The organism is Nocardioides sp. CCNWLW239 (genome assembly GCF_037137035.1).
GTDB lineage: Bacteria > Actinomycetota > Actinomycetes > Propionibacteriales > Nocardioidaceae > Nocardioides.
The window spans coordinates 147,688-169,032 of record NZ_JBBBNW010000006.1 but is presented as its reverse complement, the minus strand read 5'-3'; the positions used below and the strand labels follow the sequence as shown (position 1 = coordinate 169,032).

General features: G+C 69.5%; 18 protein-coding genes. 11 read left to right on the top strand and 7 right to left on the bottom strand.

The genetic code is table 11. The features are described from left to right. The first annotated feature begins 123 nt into the window (after positions 1-123). Complete coding sequence (gene ggt, locus WBG06_RS21500) at positions 124-1,974, top strand: gamma-glutamyltransferase (protein ID WP_336739091.1); 1,851 nt, start codon at positions 124-126, stop codon at positions 1,972-1,974. A 6-nt stretch (positions 1,975-1,980) separates the two neighbouring features. On the opposite strand, the gene WBG06_RS21495 is transcribed toward ggt, so the two are convergent. Then, positions 1,981-3,048, bottom strand: coding sequence for a trans-sulfuration enzyme family protein (locus WBG06_RS21495; protein ID WP_336739089.1), 1,068 nt, complete (start codon positions 3,046-3,048; stop codon positions 1,981-1,983). A gap of 75 nt (positions 3,049-3,123) precedes the next feature. On the opposite strand from WBG06_RS21495, the gene WBG06_RS21490 reads away from it, so the two are divergent. The 3 genes from WBG06_RS21490 to WBG06_RS21480 are packed head-to-tail and all read left to right on the top strand — an operon-like array spanning position 3,124 to position 6,510. Beyond that, a complete protein-coding gene (locus WBG06_RS21490) occupies positions 3,124-3,861 on the top strand; it encodes an alpha/beta fold hydrolase (protein ID WP_336739088.1) in 738 nt (245 codons plus the stop codon). A 23-nt stretch (positions 3,862-3,884) separates the two neighbouring features. Further along, positions 3,885-5,375, top strand: coding sequence for a UDP-N-acetylmuramoyl-tripeptide--D-alanyl-D-alanine ligase (locus WBG06_RS21485; RefSeq protein WP_336739086.1), 1,491 nt, complete (start codon positions 3,885-3,887; stop codon positions 5,373-5,375). 19 nt (positions 5,376-5,394) lie between these two features. After that, entirely contained in the window at positions 5,395-6,510 is a 1,116-nt protein-coding gene (locus tag WBG06_RS21480; protein ID WP_336739084.1) for a hypothetical protein, read from the top strand. Between the two features lie 103 nt (positions 6,511-6,613). Here WBG06_RS21480 and WBG06_RS21475 read toward each other — a convergent pair whose 3' ends face one another. Then, on the bottom strand, positions 6,614-7,570 hold the full coding sequence (locus WBG06_RS21475) for a D-alanine--D-alanine ligase family protein (protein ID WP_336739082.1): 957 nt from the start codon (positions 7,568-7,570) through the stop codon (positions 6,614-6,616). Between the two features lie 58 nt (positions 7,571-7,628). Continuing rightward, a complete protein-coding gene (locus tag WBG06_RS21470; RefSeq protein WP_336739080.1) occupies positions 7,629-7,865 on the bottom strand; it encodes an Lrp/AsnC family transcriptional regulator in 237 nt (78 codons plus the stop codon). A gap of 155 nt (positions 7,866-8,020) precedes the next feature. On the opposite strand from WBG06_RS21470, the gene WBG06_RS21465 reads away from it, so the two are divergent. After that, positions 8,021-8,977, top strand: a complete 957-nt coding sequence (locus WBG06_RS21465; protein WP_336739079.1) for a thiamine-phosphate kinase — start codon at positions 8,021-8,023, stop codon at positions 8,975-8,977. Positions 8,978-9,143: 166 nt separating this feature from the next. Here WBG06_RS21465 and rpmB read toward each other — a convergent pair whose 3' ends face one another. Beyond that, entirely contained in the window at positions 9,144-9,329 is a 186-nt protein-coding gene (gene rpmB, locus WBG06_RS21460; RefSeq protein WP_008358326.1) for a 50S ribosomal protein L28, read from the bottom strand. A 125-nt stretch (positions 9,330-9,454) separates the two neighbouring features. After that, positions 9,455-10,483 (bottom strand): methyltransferase domain-containing protein, encoded by a 1,029-nt coding sequence (locus WBG06_RS21455; RefSeq protein WP_336739077.1) that lies wholly within the window; start codon positions 10,481-10,483, stop codon positions 9,455-9,457. 223 nt (positions 10,484-10,706) lie between these two features. Here WBG06_RS21455 and WBG06_RS21450 point away from each other — a divergent pair, with 223 nt between their 5' ends. The 6 genes from WBG06_RS21450 (at position 10,707) to WBG06_RS21425 (ending at position 18,310) form a co-directional block, all read left to right on the top strand. After that, positions 10,707-12,368, top strand: coding sequence for a DAK2 domain-containing protein (locus WBG06_RS21450; protein WP_336739076.1), 1,662 nt, complete (start codon positions 10,707-10,709; stop codon positions 12,366-12,368). A gap of 13 nt (positions 12,369-12,381) precedes the next feature. After that, positions 12,382-14,646, top strand: coding sequence for an ATP-dependent DNA helicase RecG (locus WBG06_RS21445; RefSeq protein WP_336739074.1), 2,265 nt, complete (start codon positions 12,382-12,384; stop codon positions 14,644-14,646). A 9-nt stretch (positions 14,647-14,655) separates the two neighbouring features. Then, the gene (gene rsmD / locus WBG06_RS21440) at positions 14,656-15,219 is read left to right on the top strand and encodes a 16S rRNA (guanine(966)-N(2))-methyltransferase RsmD (protein ID WP_336739072.1); all 564 of its coding nucleotides are present in this window, start codon (positions 14,656-14,658) and stop codon (positions 15,217-15,219) included. Positions 15,220-15,254: 35 nt separating this feature from the next. Next, a complete protein-coding gene (gene coaD, locus WBG06_RS21435; protein ID WP_336739071.1) occupies positions 15,255-15,746 on the top strand; it encodes a pantetheine-phosphate adenylyltransferase in 492 nt (163 codons plus the stop codon). 73 nt (positions 15,747-15,819) lie between these two features. Beyond that, a complete protein-coding gene (locus tag WBG06_RS21430) occupies positions 15,820-16,548 on the top strand; it encodes a class I SAM-dependent methyltransferase (protein ID WP_336739069.1) in 729 nt (242 codons plus the stop codon). Positions 16,549-16,570: 22 nt separating this feature from the next. Continuing rightward, complete coding sequence (locus tag WBG06_RS21425) at positions 16,571-18,310, top strand: hypothetical protein (RefSeq protein WP_336739067.1); 1,740 nt, start codon at positions 16,571-16,573, stop codon at positions 18,308-18,310. Positions 18,311-18,314: 4 nt separating this feature from the next. On the opposite strand, the gene WBG06_RS21420 is transcribed toward WBG06_RS21425, so the two are convergent. Together WBG06_RS21420 and WBG06_RS21415 are read right to left on the bottom strand one after the other, a co-directional pair. Next, a complete protein-coding gene (locus tag WBG06_RS21420; RefSeq protein WP_336739065.1) occupies positions 18,315-19,274 on the bottom strand; it encodes a lysylphosphatidylglycerol synthase domain-containing protein in 960 nt (319 codons plus the stop codon). Beyond that, entirely contained in the window at positions 19,271-20,308 is a 1,038-nt protein-coding gene (locus tag WBG06_RS21415) for a glycosyltransferase family 2 protein (protein ID WP_336739063.1), read from the bottom strand. Before WBG06_RS21415 ends, WBG06_RS21420 begins: the two co-directional genes overlap by 4 nt. Positions 20,309-21,345 lie beyond the last annotated feature (1,037 nt).

Sequence of the window (21,345 nt, the reverse complement as noted above, 5' to 3'; positions counted from 1 at the left end):
GCTCGGGCACCAGGCGCCCGAATCGCCCTTCGATGGTGGCAGGCGATTTGTTTGTAAGCAACCCTTACTAATTAAGGAATCTCAGAACGCAATTCGGGATCGGCGCCGACGTAGTACGTTCGAGTGGCCGTCTATCTCTGGGAGATCGTCATGCTCGGACGTCGCACTGCCCTTGTGTCCACGCTGACCGGAGGCGCGCTCGCGCTGGCCACACTGGTCCCGTACGCCGGGGCGGCCGCAGCCCCGGAGGACAGGCACGCGCCGCCGCCGAAGATGCCCACCGCGGTGGGCTACGGCGGCGCGGTGGCGAGCGTCGATCCGGACGCGAGCCGGATCGGGCTGGAGGTGCTGCGCAAGGGTGGCAACGCGACCGACGCAGCGGTCGCGACCGCTGCTGCGCTCGGCGTGACCGAGCCCTACTCGGCCGGGATCGGCGGAGGTGGCTTCTTCGTGCACTACTCCGCACGCACCGGTGAGGTCGAGACGATCGACGGGCGGGAGAAGGCGCCGTCGGCGATGCCGCACGACGCGTTCATCGACCCGGAGACCGGGAAGGAATACCCGTTCTTCCCCGACATGGTCACCAGCGGTGCCTCGGTCGGTGTGCCCGGCACCCCGCTGACCTGGGACAAGGCGCTGAGGAAGTGGGGCACGCGCTCGCTCGCTCAGTCTCTGCGCCCGGCCGCGCGGCTGGCCCGCAAGGGATTCGTCGTCGACGAGACCTTCCGCCAGCAGACCGTTGACAACGCAGAACGTTTCGCAGCGATCGATTCGACGGCAGAACTGTTTCTTCCGGGAGGTTCTGCCCCCGAGGTGGGCACGCGCTTCCGCAACCCCGACCTCGCCGCGACGTACGACCTGATCGGGCGCAAGGGTGTGAAGGCCTTCTACCGCGGCCCGCTGGCCGAGCAGATCGCCGCGACGGTGGCCGAGCCACCGAAGACCGACGACACCGACCTCCCGGTTCCTCCCGGCTGGGTGACCACCGAGGACCTCGCCGCCTACACCGCCCCCGACCGCGAGCCGACGCGCTCGACCTACCGGGACCTCGACGTCTACGGGATGGCGCCGCCGTCCTCCGGCGGCACCTCGGTGGGCGAGGCGCTCAACATCCTGGAGCGCTACGAGCTCGCCGGGATGAGCGACACCGAGGCCTACCACCACCTGATGGAGTCGAGCGCGATCGCCTTCGCGGACCGAGGTGCCTACCTCGGTGATCCCGACCACGTCGAGGTGCCCGTCGATGCCCTCCTCGACGACACCTTCGCCGCCGAGCGCGCCTGCGGGATCGACCCGGCGGCGGCCCGGCCGAAGCCGGTCGCGGCCGGTGACGCGTACGACTACGACGGCGTCTGCGACGACCCGGCCGGCCCCGGTGTGACCGCGAAGGACACCGAGAACCTGGAGACCACCAACCTGACGGTGGTCGACCGCTGGGGCAACGTCGTCGAATACACCCTGACCATCGAGCAGACCGGCGGTTCCGGGATCACCGTGCCGGGCCGCGGGTTCATCCTCAACAACGAGCTGACCGACTTCTCGACGACCTACCGGGCCGACGACCCCAACCGGATCGAGCCCAACAAGCGTCCGCGCAGCTCGATGGCGCCCACGATCGTCCTCTCCGACGGCCGGCCCGTCCTGGCGGTCGGCTCACCCGGTGGCTCCACGATCATCACCACGGTGCTCCAGATCCTCGTCGAGCGGCTCGCGCGCGACCGGACGCTGCCCGAGGCGATGGCGGCGCCGCGGGTCTCCCAGCGCAACGCCGCGAACACCGGCGCCGAGCCGGCGTTCATCCAGGCGTACGGAGGGCCGTTGACGTCGCTGGGACACCAGTTCGCCTCCACCCCGGAGCTCGGTGCGGCCACCGCGATCGAGATCGGTCCGGACGGGCTGCTGACGGCCGCTGCCGAGCCGTGGCGCCGCGGTGGTGGCTCGGCGCTGGTGGTCAGTCCGCTGCCGGAGGACTAGCCTCGGCTAGGACCCCATGCGGTCCAGAGCCTGGGACAGGTCGGCCCAGAGGTCGTCGACGTCCTCGACCCCGACCGACATCCGCACCAGCCCGTCCGGCACGGTCGCCGACTCGGTCTTCCAGCGGCGTCGGCGCTCGAAGGTGGACTCGACGCCGCCGAGGGAGGTCGCATGGACCCACAGGCTCGTCGAACGCGTCAGGAAGTCGGCCTGCTCCGCGGTCGGGAGGACCGCGGCGAGCATGCCGCCGAACCCGGGATAGCGCACCTCTGCGACGGCCGGGTGCGCGGCCAGCCGCTCGGCAAGCGTCGCGGCGTTGGCGGCGGAGCGCTCGACGCGCAGGTGCAGCGTACGAAGGCCGCGAAGCGCCAGCCAGGCCTCGAACGGGCCGGGGATCGCGCCGAGGAGGTCGCGGCGGGCCTTGAGGACGTCCCACAGCGCGTCGTCGGAGACCACGACCGCGCCCATGACGACGTCGGAGTGACCGGCGATGAACTTGGTGGCCGAGTGGATGACGATGTCCGCGCCGAGCGCGAGCGGCTGCTGGAGCAGGGGAGTGGCGAAGGTGTTGTCGACCACGACCCGGGCCCCGGCCTGGTGCGCGGCGGCGATGATCGCGGGCAGGTCGGCGAGCTGCATCCCCGGGTTGGTCGGCGTCTCGACCCACACCAGCGCGACCTCGCCGTCGAGCTTCTCGAGCAGCTTCACCACCGCGTCGGTGTCGGAGAAGTCCGCGAGACGGGCGGTCAGCCTGCCGCGTGCCTCGAGGTCCGCGAGCTGACCGATGGTGCCCAGGTAGCTCTGCTCGGTGGCCACGACGACGGAGTCGTTGACCAGGTCCAGCAGCGTCGCGACGGCCGCCAGCCCTGACGCGAACGACAGCGCCCGTCCGCCCTCCAGCTTTCCGAGCGCCTCCTCGAACGCCACCCACGCGTCGTTCGTGTAGCGCCCGTACTCCTTGTCCCCGCCGGCGACATAGGTCGACGCCATCGTGATCGGTACGTTGAGCGGCTGGTCGGGCTCGTGGGCCGGCCGCCCGGCGTGGACGGCGATCGTGGCGGGCTTGAGATCCATGCGACCGAGCCTATGTGGCCGTTCACACGCCGCGCGGTTACGGGTCGGAGGGTGGTCCCGGATAAGGTTGCGGCCGTGTTGACGACCCTGCTGGATGGACGTGCCTTCGGTGAGAAGCACGGCAAGGATGCCGCCACCGTCGTGGCCCTGCACGGCTGGGCGCGCAACCGCAGCGACTGGGGATCGACGCTCGAGGGCCTGGACGCGCTCGCGCTCGACCAGCCCGGATTCGGTGCGACCCCTGCCCCCGACGAGGTCTGGGGAAGCAAGGAGTACGCCGAGTGGCTGGCCCAGATCCTCGAGGATCTCGACCGCCCGGTGCTCGTCGGTCACAGCTTCGGCGGCCGAGTCGCCGTCCAGCTCGCTGCGACCCGTCCGGAGCTCGTCCGCGGGGTCATCCTCACCGGCGTACCTCTGTTCCGGCCGAAGACCGGTGGCAAGCCCAAGCTCGCCTACCGAGTCGGCCGGTGGCTCCACTCCAAGGGGCTCATCCCCGAGTCGAAGATGGAGGCGCTGCGGGAGAAGTACGGCTCGACCGACTACCGCAACGCCAAGGGCATCATCCGCGACATCTTCGTGAAGGTCGTCAACGAGTCCTACGCCGACCAGCTGGCGGCCATCCCGAAGGACCTCCCGGTCCGCCTGGTCTGGGGCGAGAACGACACGGCCGCCCCGGTCTGGATGCCTGGGGAGGCCATGGAGATCCTGGGCGACCGTGCGACCCTGGAGATCGTCCCGGGCTCCGCGCACCTGCTCGACGCGGGGCTGGTCAAGAGCCTTCGAGGCGCCATCGACGAGCTGCGTACGAACTGAACTTGAGGGGCTGAAGAAGAAGCATGTGGATCGTCCTGGTCACCTCCGCGCTGACCCTGGTCTCCTACTACCGCTGGCTGCGGGTCGCTCAGCGTGAGCACTACGAGCCGACGCGGCTGTTCGCGATCGAGTGGATCTGGATCAAGGCTCGCCCGGTCGAGGCGATCCTGCTCGGGGCGGTGGTCGTGGTCTGCCTGGCTTCGTTCGTGCTGCCTTACGGGGCGCTCGTCGGAGCGCTGCTGTTCGTGGGCTGGCCGGTGGGCATGTCGTTCGCCGGCGCGAAGCGGCTGGTGTGGACCGACCGCGTCAAGCGGCTGGCCGGCGTGCTGTTCGTGCTGCACGCCGTCGTCACGCTCCTGATCGCGCTGTTCCTGCCTGCCGCTGCCGGCCTGCTGCCGATCCTGGCGGTTGCGCTGGCCGAGGCGGCGCTGGCGATCATGTGGCGGGTCGAGAAGGCGATGGCGAAGAAGTGGCAGGTGCAGGCCGCTGCCACCATCAGATCCGTCAACCCGAAGATCGTCGCGATCACCGGCTCCTACGGCAAGACCTCGACCAAGAACTACGCCACCCACCTGATGCAGGGCCGCTGGTCCACGCTCGCGAGCCCGGCGAGCTTCAACAACGCGATGGGCCTCTCCCGCGCGGTCAACGACCGCCTCCAGCCCGGCACCGACATCTTCGTGGCCGAGATGGGCACGTACGGCCCGGGCGAGATCGCCGAGCTGACCGAGATCTTCCCGCCGGAGGTCGCTGCGATCACCACGATCGGCGAAGCGCACCTGGAGCGGATGAAGTCGCGCGCGACGATCGTGACGGCGAAGTCGGAGATCCTCCCGAAGGCGTCGACGGTGGTGCTCAACATCGACGTACCCGAGCTCGCCCTCATCGCCGAGAACCTGCGCGCCAGCAAGCGCGTGATCGCCTGCTCCGCCGTGCCCGGCACCGCCGCCGAGGTCATCGTCACCGACGGCGCGCTGACGATCAACAACCAGACGTACGCCGTGGAGCTGCCCGACGAGGTCGGCCACCCGATCAACGTCGCGATCGCCGTCGGCCTGGCCCTCGCGGTCGAGGTCCCGATCGAGACGATCACCGAGCGACTGCCGTCGATCCCGGGCACGCCGCACCGTGCCGAGGCCAACCGGACTCCTGGTGGCGTGTGGGTCATCGACGACACCTTCAACTCCAACCCGACCGGCGCCGCCGCGGCGCTCGCGAAGGCGAAGCGGCTGGCAGGGGAGTCGGGCACGGTGTGGACCATCACGCCCGGTATGGTCGAGCTGGGCACTGAGCAGGCCGCGCGCAACATCGAGTTCGCGCAGGCTGCCACGGCCTCCGACCAGATGCGGCTGTGCATCGTCGGTCGCACCAACCGAAAAGCGCTGCGTGCGGGGGACCCAGCGCGCACCACTGCGTTCGACAGCCGGAAGGCGGCCGCGGATCATGCTCTGACCGCAGCCAAGGAGGGCGACGTGGTGCTGTACGAGAACGACCTCCCCGACCACTACGCGTAGGACCCCAGGAGCTTTCACCATGAGCGTAACCAAGGCCACCATCGTCTTCGGCGGTCCGAGCGCCGAGCACGACATCAGCATCCTCACCGGCCTGCAGGCCGAGCGGGTCCTCTCCGGTGCCGGCGTCGAGGTGACGTGCCTCTACTGGGCACGCTCGGACAAGTGGTTCCTGGTGCCCGCCAAGCAGGAGGCGCGTGACTTCCTCGGTGGTGAGCCGAAGGGCTCCAAGGCGGTCGAGTTCCGCCTCGGCACCGAGAAGGGCGACGGCTTCTACACCGTCGGTGGCTTCGGCGGCGGCAAGCGCCTGGAGACCGGCCCGATCCTCTCGGCCTTCCACGGCGGCGCGGGCGAGGCCGGCGGCATCCAGTGGCTCTTCGAGCTCGCCGGTCTCAAGGCGACCGGCGCGACCCCGGCTTCCGCCGCGCTCGGGATGGACAAGCTCGCGTTCGGCGCGGTCATGCTCAATGCCGGCCTGCCGTCGCTCTCGCGTGAGCTCCTGTCCCGCTACGCGGCACCGTCCTTCGAGGGCCCCTACATCGTCAAGCCGCGCTTCGGCGGCTCCTCGATCGGCATCGAGGTCGTCGACGACTACGAGACCGGTCTCGCGCTGCTCAACACCTCGCCGCACCTGCGTGCCGGCGCGGTCGTCGAGCCCTACCGTCCTGACCTCTTCGACCTCAACGCCTCGGTCCGCACCGCCCCCGAGATCGCGGTGAGCGACGTCGAGCGCCCGCTGCGCTCCGAGGAGGCGAAGATGTACGACTACTCCGCCAAGTACGTCCACACCGACGGCCTCTCCTCCTCCCCGCGCGAGTTCCCCGCCCAGGTCGAGGAGTCGGTCACCAAGCAGATCAAGGACCTGGCCGTACGCGTCGTAGAGCTCACCGGCCTGACCGGCATCCTCCGCATCGACTTCCTCTCCGACGGCAAGGGCGAGGTCTACATCAACGAGGTCAACTCCATCCCCGGCGCCCTCTCGCTCTACCTGTGGCCCGACACGCCGGCCTCCGAGGTCCTCACCAGCGCCATCGCCGAGGCCGAGAAGCACGTCCCTCAGGTCACCCGGAACTTCGAGGAGGGCGTCGCCCTCAAGGCCGCCGGCGGCATCGCCGGCAAGCTCACCGGCCTGAGCTGACCGGTAGGCGCCGAGAAGTCACAAACGTCGGCCGAGTTGGCACCCAGGTGCCAACTCGGCCGACGCTTGTGACTTCTCGGCCAGCGGGGCCGACGCCTCGGCGCTAGCGGGAGAGAGCGCGCTTGAGGAGCGCGAGGGTGACTTCGCCCATGGAGGTGCCGTCGTGCTTGGCAGCGAAGGGGAAGACGCTGGTCTCGGTGGCACCGGGGGTGATGGCGACCTCGAGGACGACGAAGCTGCCGTCGGGGGTGACCATGAAGTCGGTGCGGGAGATGTCGCGCATACCGAGCAGCTCGTGGGCGCGCACGGCAGTCTCGCCGAGCTCGGCGAGCAGCGGCTCGGGGAGATCGGGGCGGCCGAAGCCGACGAACTCGGCGGTGTAGCGCGCCGCGAAGTCGAACTCGTGGCCCTTGCTGAAGTCGATGGCGATCGGGGTCAGCGGCTTGACGCCCTCGTCCGTCTCGTGGACGACCACGGAGACGTCGATGCCGGCGTAGAAGCGCTCGATGAGCGCCTCGTCGCAGTAGGCGTAGGTCTTGACCAGGGCTGCAGGGAGCGCGGAGAGGCCGTCGACGCCGGTGACGCCGAGCGCCGAGCCGCCGCGCGAAGGCTTGACCACGACCCGCTCGCCCAGCCGCGAGATGACGTGCTCCATGAGCACCGGCGCGCCGACGTCGCGGAAGGTCGTGGAGGACAGCGAGACCGAGTCCGGCACGGGGATGCCCCCGCGACGCAGGAGCTCGCGGGCGGCCGTCTTGTCGAACGCGACGCGGCAGGAGGTGGAGACGGTGCCGACGTAGGGGATCCCGATCAGCTCCAGGAGCGTCTGGATCTCGCCGTCCTCACCGAACTGGCCGTGCAGTGCCGGCAGCGCCACGACCGCCTTGTCGCGCTCGAGGTTGTGCAGCAGCGCCCGGTCGAAGTCGTACGCAGCCACCTCCACGCCCAGCGCCGACAGCTCGCGCACGAGGTTGCGGCCCGAGGCCAGCGACACGTCGCGCTCGTGGCTCAGCCCGCCGGCGATGACGGCGACGGGCCCGGAAAGAGGAGGTGTGGTCATGCCCATGGTTCTAACACAGTGTTGTCACGGACGGCCGGGTGGAGCCGTCAGTCCGATGTCAGATGTGGACGACCGGGCAGGTCAGGGTGCGAGTGATGCCCTCGAGGTTCTGCACGCGGGCCACGACCAGCTTGCCGAGCTCGTCGACGTTGCGGGCCTCGGCGCGCACGATCACGTCGTAGGGGCCGGTGACGTCCTCAGCCATGGTCACGCCCTGGATCTTGCCGATCTCCGTGGCGACCTCGGCGGCCTTGCCGACATCGGTCTGAATGAGGATGTACGCCTGTACGACCATGGTGCAGCTCCTGTTCTCAGTGCCTCCCTTGGCACATTGTCCAGCCAGTAACCTATCGCGTTATCTGTCGCTCGACCTACACCGACCCTGGGGATAGGACGACGCGATGCGTGTCCCGGTATCTTCGCGCACCGCGGGGAGGGTTGGATGTAGTCATGGCTTTTCCGAGGGACACGACACTCGCCGACGTCGGCGAGTTCGGGCTGATCACCGAGATGACCAAGCACTTTGCGCAGGGGGAGCAGGTGCTGGTCGGCCCGGGAGACGACGCTGCGCTGCTGCGGGTCAAGCAGGGGCACGTGGTGGTCTCGACCGATCTGCTCGTCGAGGGCCGGCACTTCCGCCGGGACTGGGCGGAGGCATCTCACATCGGCCACCGGGCGGCTGGGCAGAACCTCGCCGACATCGCCGCGATGGGCGGCGTCGCCCACTCGATGACCCTCGGGCTCGCGGTTCCGTCCGACCTCCCGGCCGAGTGGGCGGTCGACTTCGCCGAGGGGTTCGCCTCGGAGTGCTCCCTGGTCGGTGCCTCGGTCGTCGGGGGCGATGTCACCGGCGCCGACCAGATCGTCATCTCCGTGACCGCCATCGGCGCGGTCGCCCAGGCACCGGTGCTGCGCTCAGGGGCCGAGCCCGGCGACGTACTCGCGCTCTGCGGCCGTCAGGGATGGGCCGCCGCCGGCCTGGCGATCCTCAAGCGAGGGTTCCGGTCGCCGCGGGTGCTGGTCGACGCCTACCGGCGCCCGCAACCGCCGTACGCGGCCGGCCCCGCCGCCGCCGCGGCCGGCGCCTCGGCGCTGATCGACGTCTCCGACGGGCTCCTCGCCGAGGCCAGGCACATCGCCGAGGCCTCAGAGGTCTCCATCGACGTACACACTGCTGCGCTCACCATCCCCGACGAGCTCAACGCGGTCGCCTCCGCCACCGGCGCCGACGCGCTCGCGTTCGTGCTGGGCGGGGGAGAGGACCACTCGCTGCTCGCCGCCTTCCCGCCGGACGTCGAGCTGCCGGAGGGGTGGACGGTGATCGGGACGATCGGAGAGCCCGGCGGTGAGCCGGTCACGGTCGACGGCGAGGTCTATGACGGGCCGGCGGGGTGGACGCACTTCTGACCACGCGACCGTTCGTCTAGGTATGCAGACGAACCGTCACTTCCCGTGCGGAACTCCGCGTGGGAAGCGACGGTTTCTCTGCATACCTAGACGAACCGACGCCACGACCCGACGACGACAAAGGCCGCCACCCCCAAGGGGTAGCGGCCTTCGACGAAGAATCAGCTCAGCGAGCGACCTTGCCGGCCTTGATGCAGGTCGTGCAGACATTCATACGCTTCGGGGTGCCGTTGATGACGGCGCGGACGCGCTGGATGTTGGGGTCGAAGCGGCGCTTGGTCGCCTTCTTGGACCACGGCCGGTTGTTGCCGAAGCCCGGCTTCTTGTCGCAGATGTCGCAGACGGCAGCCACCGTGAACTCCTGAGGTTGAATAGATGATCGAGGTCAGATAGATGTTGCCGGCGAGCGCGATGAACGGCTGCCCAGCCGAGACAACCGAACAAGCGTAGCCCGTCGAGCTGTGACCGGCGAAATCGTCACTCGTTCGAGCCGCGGTCCCGCCACTTGTCCAGCGGAGCGGCCAGCGCGGTGGCCAGCTTCCACCGTCTCGACCCGCGCAGAGCGTCGATCTCGGCGCGCTGGCCGGCGAGCTGCTTGCGCTGCGACCCGAGCCGCCGCCGCTGGTCCGCGACGACCTCACGGAGCCGCGCGACCTCCTCGCGCAGCTCGAGCCCGTGCTCGACCCAGTCCGGGATCGCGGGGGCCTCGGGGAGCTCGGGGGAGAGGCCGCGGCGCAGGACGACGTAGAACTCGATGTCGTCATCGGGCACGGGCAGGAGGGACTCGACCGACCAGCCGGTCAGGCCGAGCCGGCGCAGCTCGGCGATGATCTCCGGGAACGAGCGGTCGGTGTAGGTCCACACGTGGCAGTCGACATACTCGCCCCGGCGTGCGCGCTCGAGCTGAGTCCGGGTGTAACCGAGGTCGTGGACGCAGGTCTCCGCCTCGCTGGGCCCGTGGCGGTGGAGGCGCTTCGCGTCGCCGTTGACCGCAGCCCGGTGATGGTCGTAGACCGCACGCACCGACGGGGTCGTGTCACCGGCCTCGTACGCCTGCAGGATCTGCCCCATCGTCGTGGGCGGTCGGTGCGCGTCGAAGGTGTAGCGCCGGTCCGGGACCACCAGGACCAGGGCGCCGTCGGGAGCGGTGACGGCCTCGACCTGGCCCAGCCAGCCGATCAGGTCGGGCACGTGCTCCACGACGTGGCTGGCCAGAGCCCAGTCGAAGGGGGCGCCTTCCTTGGCGGCCTCCTCGAGCGTACGCATCCTGGTGCCGTCCCACATCGGATAGTCGATCTCGGGGATGGTGTCGTGGTTCACCTGGGGATGGTCGGCGTACGACTCGTAGAGGCGGTCACGGTCGTAGAGGTCCAGGTAGGACACCGTGGCGGCGTCACGGGGGATGAGCGGCTGGTGCAGGGGACCGATCTCCAGGCCGCACCCGGCCGAGAAGTCGAAGATTTCGTTGACGCATCGCGCGCGTGGGGTCGGGGTCGGGATCGACATCCGGGAGTCCTTCGGCGTAGGGAGGTCTCCACACTAGGGTTGGACGGACCCCGGCGCAGGGCACGACGCGGCTGAACTTGTTACCCGTTCGTGTCTTTGCTGCAGCCTCGGATTTGTTCACCCGTCGTTTACCCCGTGCCCAGCCACCGCCTAACCTGGGGGCCGCGACGCCGAGAAGTGTGTCCGTCGTCACGGTGTCCGGCCGTAGGCAAGTGGTTCGAGGATGAGGGAGGGCAGCGTGGCCGAGGTCAAGCTCGATCTGTTCCGCCGGTTCGGCGACCTGGCGACCGACGCGCTGGCGTCGCACCGCGAGGAGATCGACGCGCTCAACGTCTTCCCCGTGCCCGACAGCGACACCGGCACCAACCTCTACCTGACGATCGCCGCTGCCCGCGACCGGCTGCGCGAATACACCGGCCCCGACTGGCGCGAAGGGCTGCGGGCGTTCTCGCGTGGCGCGCTGCTGGGTGCCCGCGGCAACTCGGGCGTGATCCTGGCCGAGATGATCGGCGCCCTGCTGCGCCGCCTGATCCAGGGCACCGAGGACGAGCGCACCGCCACCGTCTTCGCCGACGCGCTGCACCGCGCCGCCGACGCAGCGTACGCCGCGGTGGGGGAGCCCCAGGAGGGCACCATGCTCAGCGTGCTCCGTGCCGCCGCCGACGCGGCCAAGGCGTGCGTCGAGATCGATGAGTCCGCGCGCACCCGCGACGTGATGTCGGTCGCTGCCAGTGCGGCCCGCGCCGCGCTCGCCCGCACCCAAGAGCAACTGCCCATGCTCGCCGCCGCCGGGGTGATCGATGCCGGTGGCCGCGGGATCTGCGTGCTTCTCGACGCTTTCGAGACGGCTCTGACCGGACGGCGGCCGAGCCCCCAGGCACCGACCCAACACATCCCGATCCCGATCCCCGCGGGTCTGGGCGAGGTCGACGGAGGGGCTGACGGCCATGCCTTGGAGCCGGGCGGTCCTGCCTACGAGGTGATGTACCTCCTCGACGCCGAGGATGCCGCCATCCCGGATCTCCGCAAGCGGCTCCAGCCGCTGGGCGACTCGCTGGTCGTGGTCGGCGGCGAGGGCATCTGGAACGTGCACGTCCACGTCGACGACGTCGGCGCGGCGATCGAGGCGGGGATCGACGCCGGGCGACCGCACCGGATCCATGTGACTCATTTCGCCGAGCAGATCGCAGGACAGGCACACCGGCACGCGACCCGCAGCGGCCGCGCGGTGATCGCGTTCGCTGCCGGCCCCGGCCTCGCCGAGCTGTTCCGCGGAGCCGGCGCGATCGTGATCGAGGGCGGCCCCCGGCGGCGCCCGACGACCTCCGAGCTGCTCGAGGCGATCACCGCCTCCGGTGCCGCCGAGGTGATCGTGCTCCCCAACGACGCCCCGACCCGGCAGTCGGCCGAGGCGGCCGCCCGCACCGCCGAGGACGACCTCGACATCAGCGTGGCGGTGATCCCTACCCGCACCCAGGTGCAGGGGCTCGCGGCGATCGCGGTCCACGAGCCCGGTCGGAAGTTCGACAAGGACGTGCTGGAGATGACGGCCACGGCGCGACACGCGAGGCATGGCGCCGTCACCATCTCGAACACCCGAGCGATTACGATGGCGGGGCCGTGCATGCCGGGCGACGCGCTCGGGGTGCTCGACGGAGACTTCGTCAAGGTCGGCCAGGACCTGGAGGTGTGCGCCACCTATGTGCTCGCCCGGCTCATCGGCGGTGGTGGCGAGCTCGTCACGCTGGTCTCCGGCCTCGAGGACCCCACGGGCGAGCTCGCCCAGGCCGTCGCGGCGTGGCTGGCGGCCAACCACCCGGCCGTGGATGTGATGGTGTACGACGGAGGCCAGGAGCGTTATCCCCTCCTGATGTCGGTGGAGTAGAGGAGAAGAGACGGTGGCGATCACCCTCGAGTCGCCGATCGAGGCGGTGCTGGGCAACAGCAAGCACGCCACGAAGTTCACCAAGGGTCTCGGCCTGCGCACCGTCGGCGACCTGCTCTACCACTTCCCGCGGCGCTACCTGCGCACCGCCGACCTCAGCCAGACCCCGCAGCTGCACGAGGGTGAGATGCTCACCGTGCTCGGCGAGGTCGTCCGCAGCGTGGTGCGCCAGCACACCGACCGCCGCACCGGTCGGCCCGCCTATCGCGTCGAGACCCAGCTCAAGGCCGGCAGCGCCGACCTGCAGCTCACCTTCTTCTCCAAGTCCCAGCGGATCGCCGAGTGGCGTCGTGGCGTGCTCGCCCCCGGTGTCCGTGGTGTCTTCGTCGGCAAGGCCGGCTCGTTCCGCGGCGAATGGCAGCTGGCCAACCCGCAGATGGTCGTCTTCGGGGATCCTTCCGACTCCGAGAACGCCGCCGAGGCGGCCGACAACCAGATGGCGGTCGAGGAGCTGACCGACCTCTTCCCGATCTACCCGCTCACCGCGGGTCTCCAACACTGGGACGTGATGCGCGCCGTCCGGTTCGCCCGGCAGGTCGTCGAGGACGTCACCGACGTGCTCCCGGAGGAGCTCCGGGAGACCTACGGCGTGCCGGGGCTGCGCGACGCGCTGGACCTGATCCATGCGCCTCGTGAGCTCAAGGACGTCCGAGATGCCCAGCACCGGTTCCGGTTCGAGGAGGCGCTCGGCCTGCAGCTGGTCCTGGGCCGGCGGAGAAGGGCGCTCCAGGCGCTCGGCACCACCGCACGCACCGGTGGGGTCCACCGCCTGCTGGAGGCCTTCGACGAGCGGCTGCCGTTCACCCTCACCACGGGGCAGAAGGAGATCGGCGAGGAGATCGAGACGGCGCTCGCCCAGCCCCATCCGATGAACCGACTGCTCCAGGGCGAGGTCGGCTCCGGTAAGACGCTGGTCGCGCTGCGCGCCATGCTCAAGGTCGTCGACTCCGGCGGTCAGGCCGCGCTGCTGGCGCCGACCGAGGTGCTCGCCCAGCAGCACCACCGCTCGATCACCGCCATGCTCGGCGATCTGGCCGCGAGCGGTCTGGCCGGCGGGCTCTTCGCCGGTGACCAGGAGCAGACCCACGTCGAGCTGCTCACCGGCTCGATGACCAAGACCCAGCGCAAGGGCCCGCTGAGCCGGATCGCCACCGGCGAGGCCGGGATCGTCGTGGGCACCCATGCGCTGCTGCAGGATCAGGTGATGTTCGACGACCTCGGCCTGGTCGTCGTCGACGAGCAGCACCGCTTCGGTGTCGAGCAGCGCGCCGCCCTGACCGACAAGGCCGGCACCCCGCCGCACCTGCTGGTGATGACCGCGACGCCGATCCCGCGCACCGTCGCGATGACGGTCTTCGGCGATCTCGAGGTCTCCACGCTCACCGACCTCCCGGCCGGACGCGCCGAGATCCAGACCAACCTGGTCTCGCTCGTGGACCACCCCGCATGGATCACCAGGGTGTGGGAGCGGGTCAGGGAAGAGGTCGAGAAGGGCCACCAGGTCTACATCGTCGCCCCGCGGATCAGCGGCGACGAGTCCGAGCAGGGTGAGAGCGACCAGCGAGACTTCGACGCCGACGGCAACGAGGTCGCCGTCGCCAAGGGTCAGCTCTCTGCCGTCGACGAGGTCACCGAGGAGTTGACCACCGGGCCGCTGCAGGGGATCCGCGTCGCCAAGCTCCACGGCAAGCTCCCCGCGGAGGAGAAGGAGCGCACCATGAGCGCCTTCGCCGCCGGCGACATCGACGTGCTGATCGCCACCACCGTGATCGAGGTCGGCGTGGACGTCCCCAACGCCACCACCATGGTCATCCTCGACGCCGACCGCTTCGGCGTCTCCCAGCTCCACCAGCTGCGTGGCCGTGTCGGTCGTGGTGGTCTGCACGGGCTGTGCCTGCTGGTCTCCCACGCCGAGGCCGGCACCCCGGCCCGCACGCGTCTGGACGCGGTCGCCGAGACCACCGACGGCTTCGCGCTCTCCCGGGTCGACCTCGACCAGCGCCGGGAGGGAGACGTGCTCGGCGCCTCACAGTCGGGCCGCCGCTCGAGCCTGGAGAGCCTGCGCGTCCTCCGCGACGAGGAGACGATCCTGCAGGCCCGTGAAGCGGCCGAGTCCCTCTTGGAGAAGGACGTCGAGCTCACCAGCTCACCGCTCCTGGCCGAGCGGGTCACCGAGATCGAGGAGTCCGCCTCCGCCGACTATTTGGAAAAGTCCTAAGGTATCCCAATGACCCGGATCATCGGAGGCGTCGCAGGAGGGCGACGCCTACTCGCTCCCAAGGGGGTGCGGACCCGCCCCACCACCGACCGGGTCCGCGAGGCACTCTTCTCGGCGATCGAGTCCTCCTACGGCTCCCTGGCCGGCCTGCGCTTCCTCGACCTCTACGCCGGCACCGGCGCGGTGGGTCTGGAGGCGTGGTCCCGTGGCGCCGGGGTCGTGACCCTGGTCGAGTCGGACCGGCGTACGGCTGGGTTGATCCGTTCCAACGCGAAGGATCTCGGCTTCCCGCGGGCCGACGTGGTCGCGGCCACGGTGGCGAGCACCCTGGTGACGCCCCCGGCGGCCCCCTACGACATGGTCTTCCTCGATCCGCCCTACCCGTTGTCCGACGATGCCGTCGCCGAGGACATCGCGCTGCTGGTCAAGCACGGCTGGCTGGTGCCCGGTGCGCTGGTCGTCGTCGAACGGTCGGCGCGCAGCCCCGAGCCGGTCTGGCCCGACGGGTTCACCGATCAGAAGTCGAAGAAATACGGCGAGACCGCACTCTGGTACGCCCACGCGCCGGAGTGAACCAGGCCCGGACCGATTCAAGGAGAGAACACAGAATGACGCGTCGTGCGGTGTGCCCGGGATCGTTCGATCCGCCGACCCTCGGCCACCTCGACATCTTCACCCGGGCCTCGGCGATCTTCGACGAGGTCGTCGTCGCCGTCGGGGTCAACCCGTCGAAGTCGAAGCGCCTGTTCACGCCCGAGGAGCGGATGGAGATGATCACCGAGATCACCGCCCCGCTCGGCAACGTACGGGTGGAGGGGTTCACCGGTCTGGTCACCGACTTCTGCGTCGAGATCGAGGCCCAGGCGATCGTGAAGGGCCTGCGGGGGGCGCCCGACCTGGAGTACGAGGCGCCGATGGCGCAGATGAACGCCCACATGACCGGCGTCGAGACCGTCTTCCTGCTCAACGACCCCCGCTGGGCGGCGGTCTCCTCCAGCCTGATCAAGGAGATGGCCGGTTTCGGTGGGGATGTTTCGGCTTTCCTGCCGCCGGATGTTCTTGCGCGACTCACCAAGCGTTTGGCTGAGCGTTCCGAGTAGTAGGCAGAGTTCGCCGGTATCGTGCACTGGACGGCCCTTCCGAGGGTCGCCTGACAGACAATCCGGGAGATCAATGTCCACCTCAGGCCGCTCACCGCTCTCGTTGGCCAAGCAGACCTACGCCGCCTCCCTCAAGGCCGCCGGTCGCGGACTTGTGAAGACGGGGCTGGCGAAGGAGACCGCGCCCCCGGTCGAGGAGCGCTGGCGCCACTGGGCCCACTCGCTCACCAAGGTCTACGACTCCCTGGCGATGGCGAAGCTGGACGTGCCGTGGTGGACCTACGACGCGATCTCCGCCGTCGACGCCTGGCTGAGCGAGCGTGATCGCCCGATCCGGGTCTTCGAATACGGCTCCGGCGCCTCCACCATCTGGCTCTCCCGACGCGCCGAGGAGATCCACTCCGTCGAGCACCACAAGGGGTTCGGCGAGATGATGCAGCGCGAGCTCGCCGGCGAGGAGAAGATCTCGTTGCGGGTGATCGAGCCGGTGGCCAGCGACGACCCCGTCGTCCCCTCCCAGAAGGAGGGTCACGCAGGTCTCGACTTCGAGGCGTACGTCAACGCCATCGACGACGTCGACGGCGAGTTCGACGTCGTGGTCATCGACGGCCGCGCCCGGGAGGTATGCCTGGAGAAGGCCAAGGACCGGCTCGCTCCGGGCGGGATCATCGTCTTCGACAACAGCCGCCGGCGCCGCTACGTCGAGGCCATCGCCGCGTCCGGGCTGAAGGAGACCATCCACGCCGGACTCACCCCGACCCTGCCCTACCCCGAGCGCACGTCGGTGCTCACGAAAGGCTGAGCTGTCTCATAGGGTCCTCCCCATGGCGTCACCAGCGGAACGGATCGAACCTGTCGGAACCGTACGCTGGGCGACCTTCGCCGGCGTCTGCGTCCTGGCGCTCGTCTGGGCCGCCTACTCCGTCGGCGCACAGAACGGGTCGTTCCTGACCCAGGACTTCGGTGCGCAGTACCACTTCGCCGAGATGACCGCCCACGGCGCGATCCCGCTGGTCGACTTCGAGCACGGCTGGAACGCGGGCTCGTTCTGGGTCAACGCGGCGCTCTACGCGCTCGCCGGGGGCAGCCCGACGATCTGGTACTTCCTCTGGGGCCGCCTCCTCGGCGCCGGCCTCGGCGCAGTGCTCGCCGCCGCGATCGGGCTGCGGCTGCGGCTGCACCCGGCCGCGATGGTCGCGCTGGCGGTCGGGGTGCTGCTGCTGGCGACGCCGCTGCACATCAAATACACGGTCTGCCTGCTGTGGGTCTTCGTCCTGCTGCCCACCGGCTGGCTCGAGTCGCGCCCGCGTCTGGCCGCGACCGCGCGGGTGCTGCTTCCTGCCCTGGTCTTCTGGCAGTACGTCGAGCTGGCGGTGCTCCTCACCGGCGCCTCGGGTCTCTTCGAGCTCTTCGCCCGGCGCGGGGTGACCTGGCGCACCCGGATCGTCAACTGCCTCCAGTTGGCCGGAGGATTCGTGCTCGGGCTGGTCGTCGAGGCGACGGCGTACAAGGTGCTGTGGGGGCTCTCCTTCGCCGACTTCAACCGTCAGGTGGTCCTCGGCCAGACCAAGACGCACGAAGGCGCGCAGTACGCGGTGTGGAACTTCTTCGACCTGCCGACCGAGTCCGGGCGATTCTTCATCCTGGCGCTCTACCCGTTCGCGCTGCTGCTGCCCTTCGTGCCGCTGGTGTGGCAGCGGGTCTCCGACTCCACCCGCCTGGTGGCGCTGGCCGGGCTGGTCCTGGTCGTCATCCCCATCCGCCGTGTCGACAATCCGCACACCACCACCGTCTCCGCACTCGTCCTGCTCGCCGTCGTCCTGGCGGTGGCCGAGCTCTACGAGCGTCGCACCTCCCAGACCGGATCGAGGCCACCGCGGTTCCTCGTCGCGCTGCCCCTCGCCGTCTCCGGCGCTGCCTGGGCTGTCGCCACGCTCTGGATCGGCTTCGGGCTGCAGAGCATGCTCGGTGGGGTGGCGCTGGTGGCCCTGGCCGTGGCCGGGGCCTGCCTGGGTGGCCTGGCCTGGACGAAGGACAGGCTCCGACCGGCTATGGCAGCGGCCTCGGTCGGCGCTCTGGTCGTGCTGGGCGGCGTACCCGCTCTTGCCGCCGTCGACCACGTCAACGACATGCGCCGCGACGCGAAGTCGTTCGTGGTGAGCGACTCGATCGCTCGGTGGGCGGGGCCGGAATACGAGCGCTGCAGCGGCGGCACCCGCGAGGCGCTGGTCATGCCCAACTACCTCGAGCTCTATGACGCCCTCAGGCTCACCAACCCGACGCCCTACTACCTGTTCCACTACGACTTCGCCCAGTATGAGGACGTGCTGGTGCCTCAGCTCGAGGACGGCTCGATCCCGGTCATCATCGAGACCATGCCGCTGCACACCCCGCAGCCGTGGCTGACCGACGCCATCCGTGCGAACTACGTGCCGTGCTCCATCGTGCGGATCGAGAAGCAGGGCACGGCTGTCACGATCTGGACCCACAGGTCTCGGGGCGAGGTGGAGCGGCGTGACCTGACGGTGCGCGACGGCGAGGTCATGCCGACGAACCCTGGCTGATCGGCTATCCGATCGCTCGTCGTCCGACGACAGCGCCGAGCGCGGCCAGCACGACATCGGCCACGAGCAGCAGGACCCGTGAGGCGAGAGCGACGGTGAGTGCCTCGGGCGCGCCGATGATCGGGCCGAGGGTCAGCGCGAGCAGGGCCTCGCGGATCCCGGCACCGGCGGGCGCGGGGATGAACGCGATCCCGGCGGCCCAGGCCAGGGCCATCCCGCCGATCGCGGCCGCGACCTCGAGGAGTCCCACCGAGGCGTACGACTGCATCATCACGGCCAGGTGGAGGCCGAGGGCGACCCAGGCGAGCACCGCCCAGCCGATCGCGGTGAAGAGCCCACGAGCGGTCAGTCGTACGCCGAGGGGTTCCCGGCCGACCCGGGCGAACAGCCAGTCCAGCATCCCCGGGACGACTCGTGGGTGCAGGCAGATGGCGAGCGGGACCAGGAGGAGGAGCAGCCACCAGTAGTGGCTGAGCCCGTCGGGCGAGGACCACGGCAGCAGGAGCGCGCCGACGCCGATGCCGCTGGCGACGATGACCCCCATGAAGAGGATGTTGGCGCCGAGCATGGTGCGGCGAGCGACGCCCCAGCGCAGGCCGAACTGCATCTGGGCGACGACCGGCCACACCGAGCCGGGCAGGTATTTGCCCAGCTGGGAGACGTAGAAGACCGAGTGGGAGTCACGCAGCGACGGCCGGATGCCCATGCCGTGCAGGAGGGCCACCCAGGTCTGGCCGATCAGCATGGTGCCGACGACCGCCAGGACCCCGGCCACCGCGAAGCGGGCGGGGCTCAGCTCGTGGACCGCCGTGGCCAGGTCTTCACGCTGGCGCCAGACCAGGTAGGCGCCGCCGAGCACGACGAGGAGGGCGAGGGCGATCTTGAGCAGCCGCCTCCGTGGGTTGGGGGTGAGGCTCGGCCCTTCCTCCACCTCGGAGACCGGGGCGGAGTCGGTGGCTGTCACAGGCTGGTCGTCCACGTCTCGCCGGAGCGCGCCTGGGTGTGCGGCAGGTCGAACTGCGCCACCGAGGTCTGGTCGCGGAGCATCTCGGTCCCGGACTTCCCGAAGCGCGCCTTCTTGGTGTGCTCCAGATCGTCCTCGATCAGCACCCGGTTGGTGCGGATCAGATCGGAGATGACACCGAGCATGGCCGACATGAAGGCCAGGTTGATCAGCACGCCACCGAGCAGCAGCGACTGGATGTGGTTGCCGTTGTCGCCACTGATCCACAGCACGAGATAGCGCACGAACGGGATCGCGCCGAGGACGAAGAAGAAGGCGGTGAGCCAGACGAAGATGGCGTACGGCTTGTACATCATGTAGCTGCGCACGATCGCCGCGGCGGACTTCATGATGTGCTCGGGCATCGACTTGAACAGCCGCGACTCACGGGTCTTCGCGTTGGTCTCGATCGGCACCGAGGCGATCTTCATCCGCTTGTTGCCCGCCTGGATGATCGTCTCCATGCAGTAGGAGAAGCGGGTCACGGTGTTGAGCAGCATCAGCGACTCGCGCGAGTAGGCGCGGAACCCGCTGGCGGCATCAGGCAGGTCGGTCTCGGCAGCCATGTTGACCACCTTGGAGCCGACCTTCTGCAGCTTCTTCTTCAGCCCGGAGAAATGCTCGATCCGATCGACCTGCCGATCGCCGATCACGATGTCGGCCTGCCCGTCGATGATCGGCTGGACGAGTTCGGTGATGCGTTCCTGCGGGTATTGGTTGTCGCCGTCGGTGTTGACCACGATGTCGGCACCCAGCTCGAGCGCCCGGACCACGCCGTCGTGGAAGGAACGGCCCAGGCCCTGGTTGCGGGAGTGGTGCACGAACTCGCGCACGCCGTGCTCCTTCGCCACCTCGACCGTCCTGTCGGTGCATCCGTCGTCGACGATCAGGACCACGATCTCGTCAATGCCGGGGATCTGCGTCGGGATCGACTCCAGGACGGACGGGAGCGTCTCCTCCTCGTTGAGGCAGGGGACTTGAACGACAAGCTTCACAGGAACCTCAGGGCAGATAGTGGGACCGAACACAGAATTCGGGGTGAGCGAGGGGCTTCTGAGCGGCCACATTACCCCCTGGATTCCGCGCTCCCACGCCCCCTCGCTGGTGTCATCAGGCGTATGTGCTAAGGCAACCTGGCGTTCAACAGCGGTCCATGCCGACGCCGCTGTGCCTGGGCTGCATGAACGGACTCCGGTGCGGCCCTGCTGGCATTCTTGTCACCGGTCGTTGTGGACGCGGGTCGATGGCTGCTGTGCGTGACACGAGGAGCGGGTATGTCGGATCGTCGTCGGCTGCAGGTGCTGGGCGTCGTGGGAAGCCTGGTGGCGAGCCTCGGTGCGGGGGCTGCGTACGCCCTCTCCCAGCCGCTCTACGGCACGGCCGACGAGGCAGCCCATGCCAACCATGCGTACAACCTCTGGCACGGCCACCTCGTCCGAAGCTCCGAGCCGATGACGATGCCGCAGCTGTGGGGCTTCCGGGCGCCGTTCGACTGGACCGCACAGCATCCGCCGCTCTTCTACGTGCTGGAGGCTCCACTGGTGGGTCCGCTCACGGACGCCGGACGACTGCTGGAAGCCGGGTACGCCGGTCGTGCTCTCAGTGCGCTGTTCGCCGCCCTGCTGGTGCTGGCCGTCATGTGGGCCGCACGAGGGGTCGCGCCGGAGCGGCCCGACGTGATGGTCGCCGCCGGCGTGCTGACCGCGATCAGCCCCATGGTCGTCCCGGCCGCCGGCCTGATCCTGAACGACACCCTGTTCGCGATGTGGGTCGCGCTCCTCGTCGGGCAGACAGCGAGGATGCTGCGCTCGGGCGTCACCACGACCGGCGCCGCCGTCTTCGCGGTCGCCGGCTGCGGGGCGCTCGCAACCCGGCTCCCTGGAGCCGTCTTCATCGTCCTGTGTGCCGGCAGCCTGGCGATCGGGTGGCTCCTCACCCGGCCACGTCGGTGGCAGGACATGGTCCGGCTCGTCGCTGCCTGCCTGGTGCCCGTGGCCGTCAACGCATGGTTCTACCTGCGGAACCGGGAGAT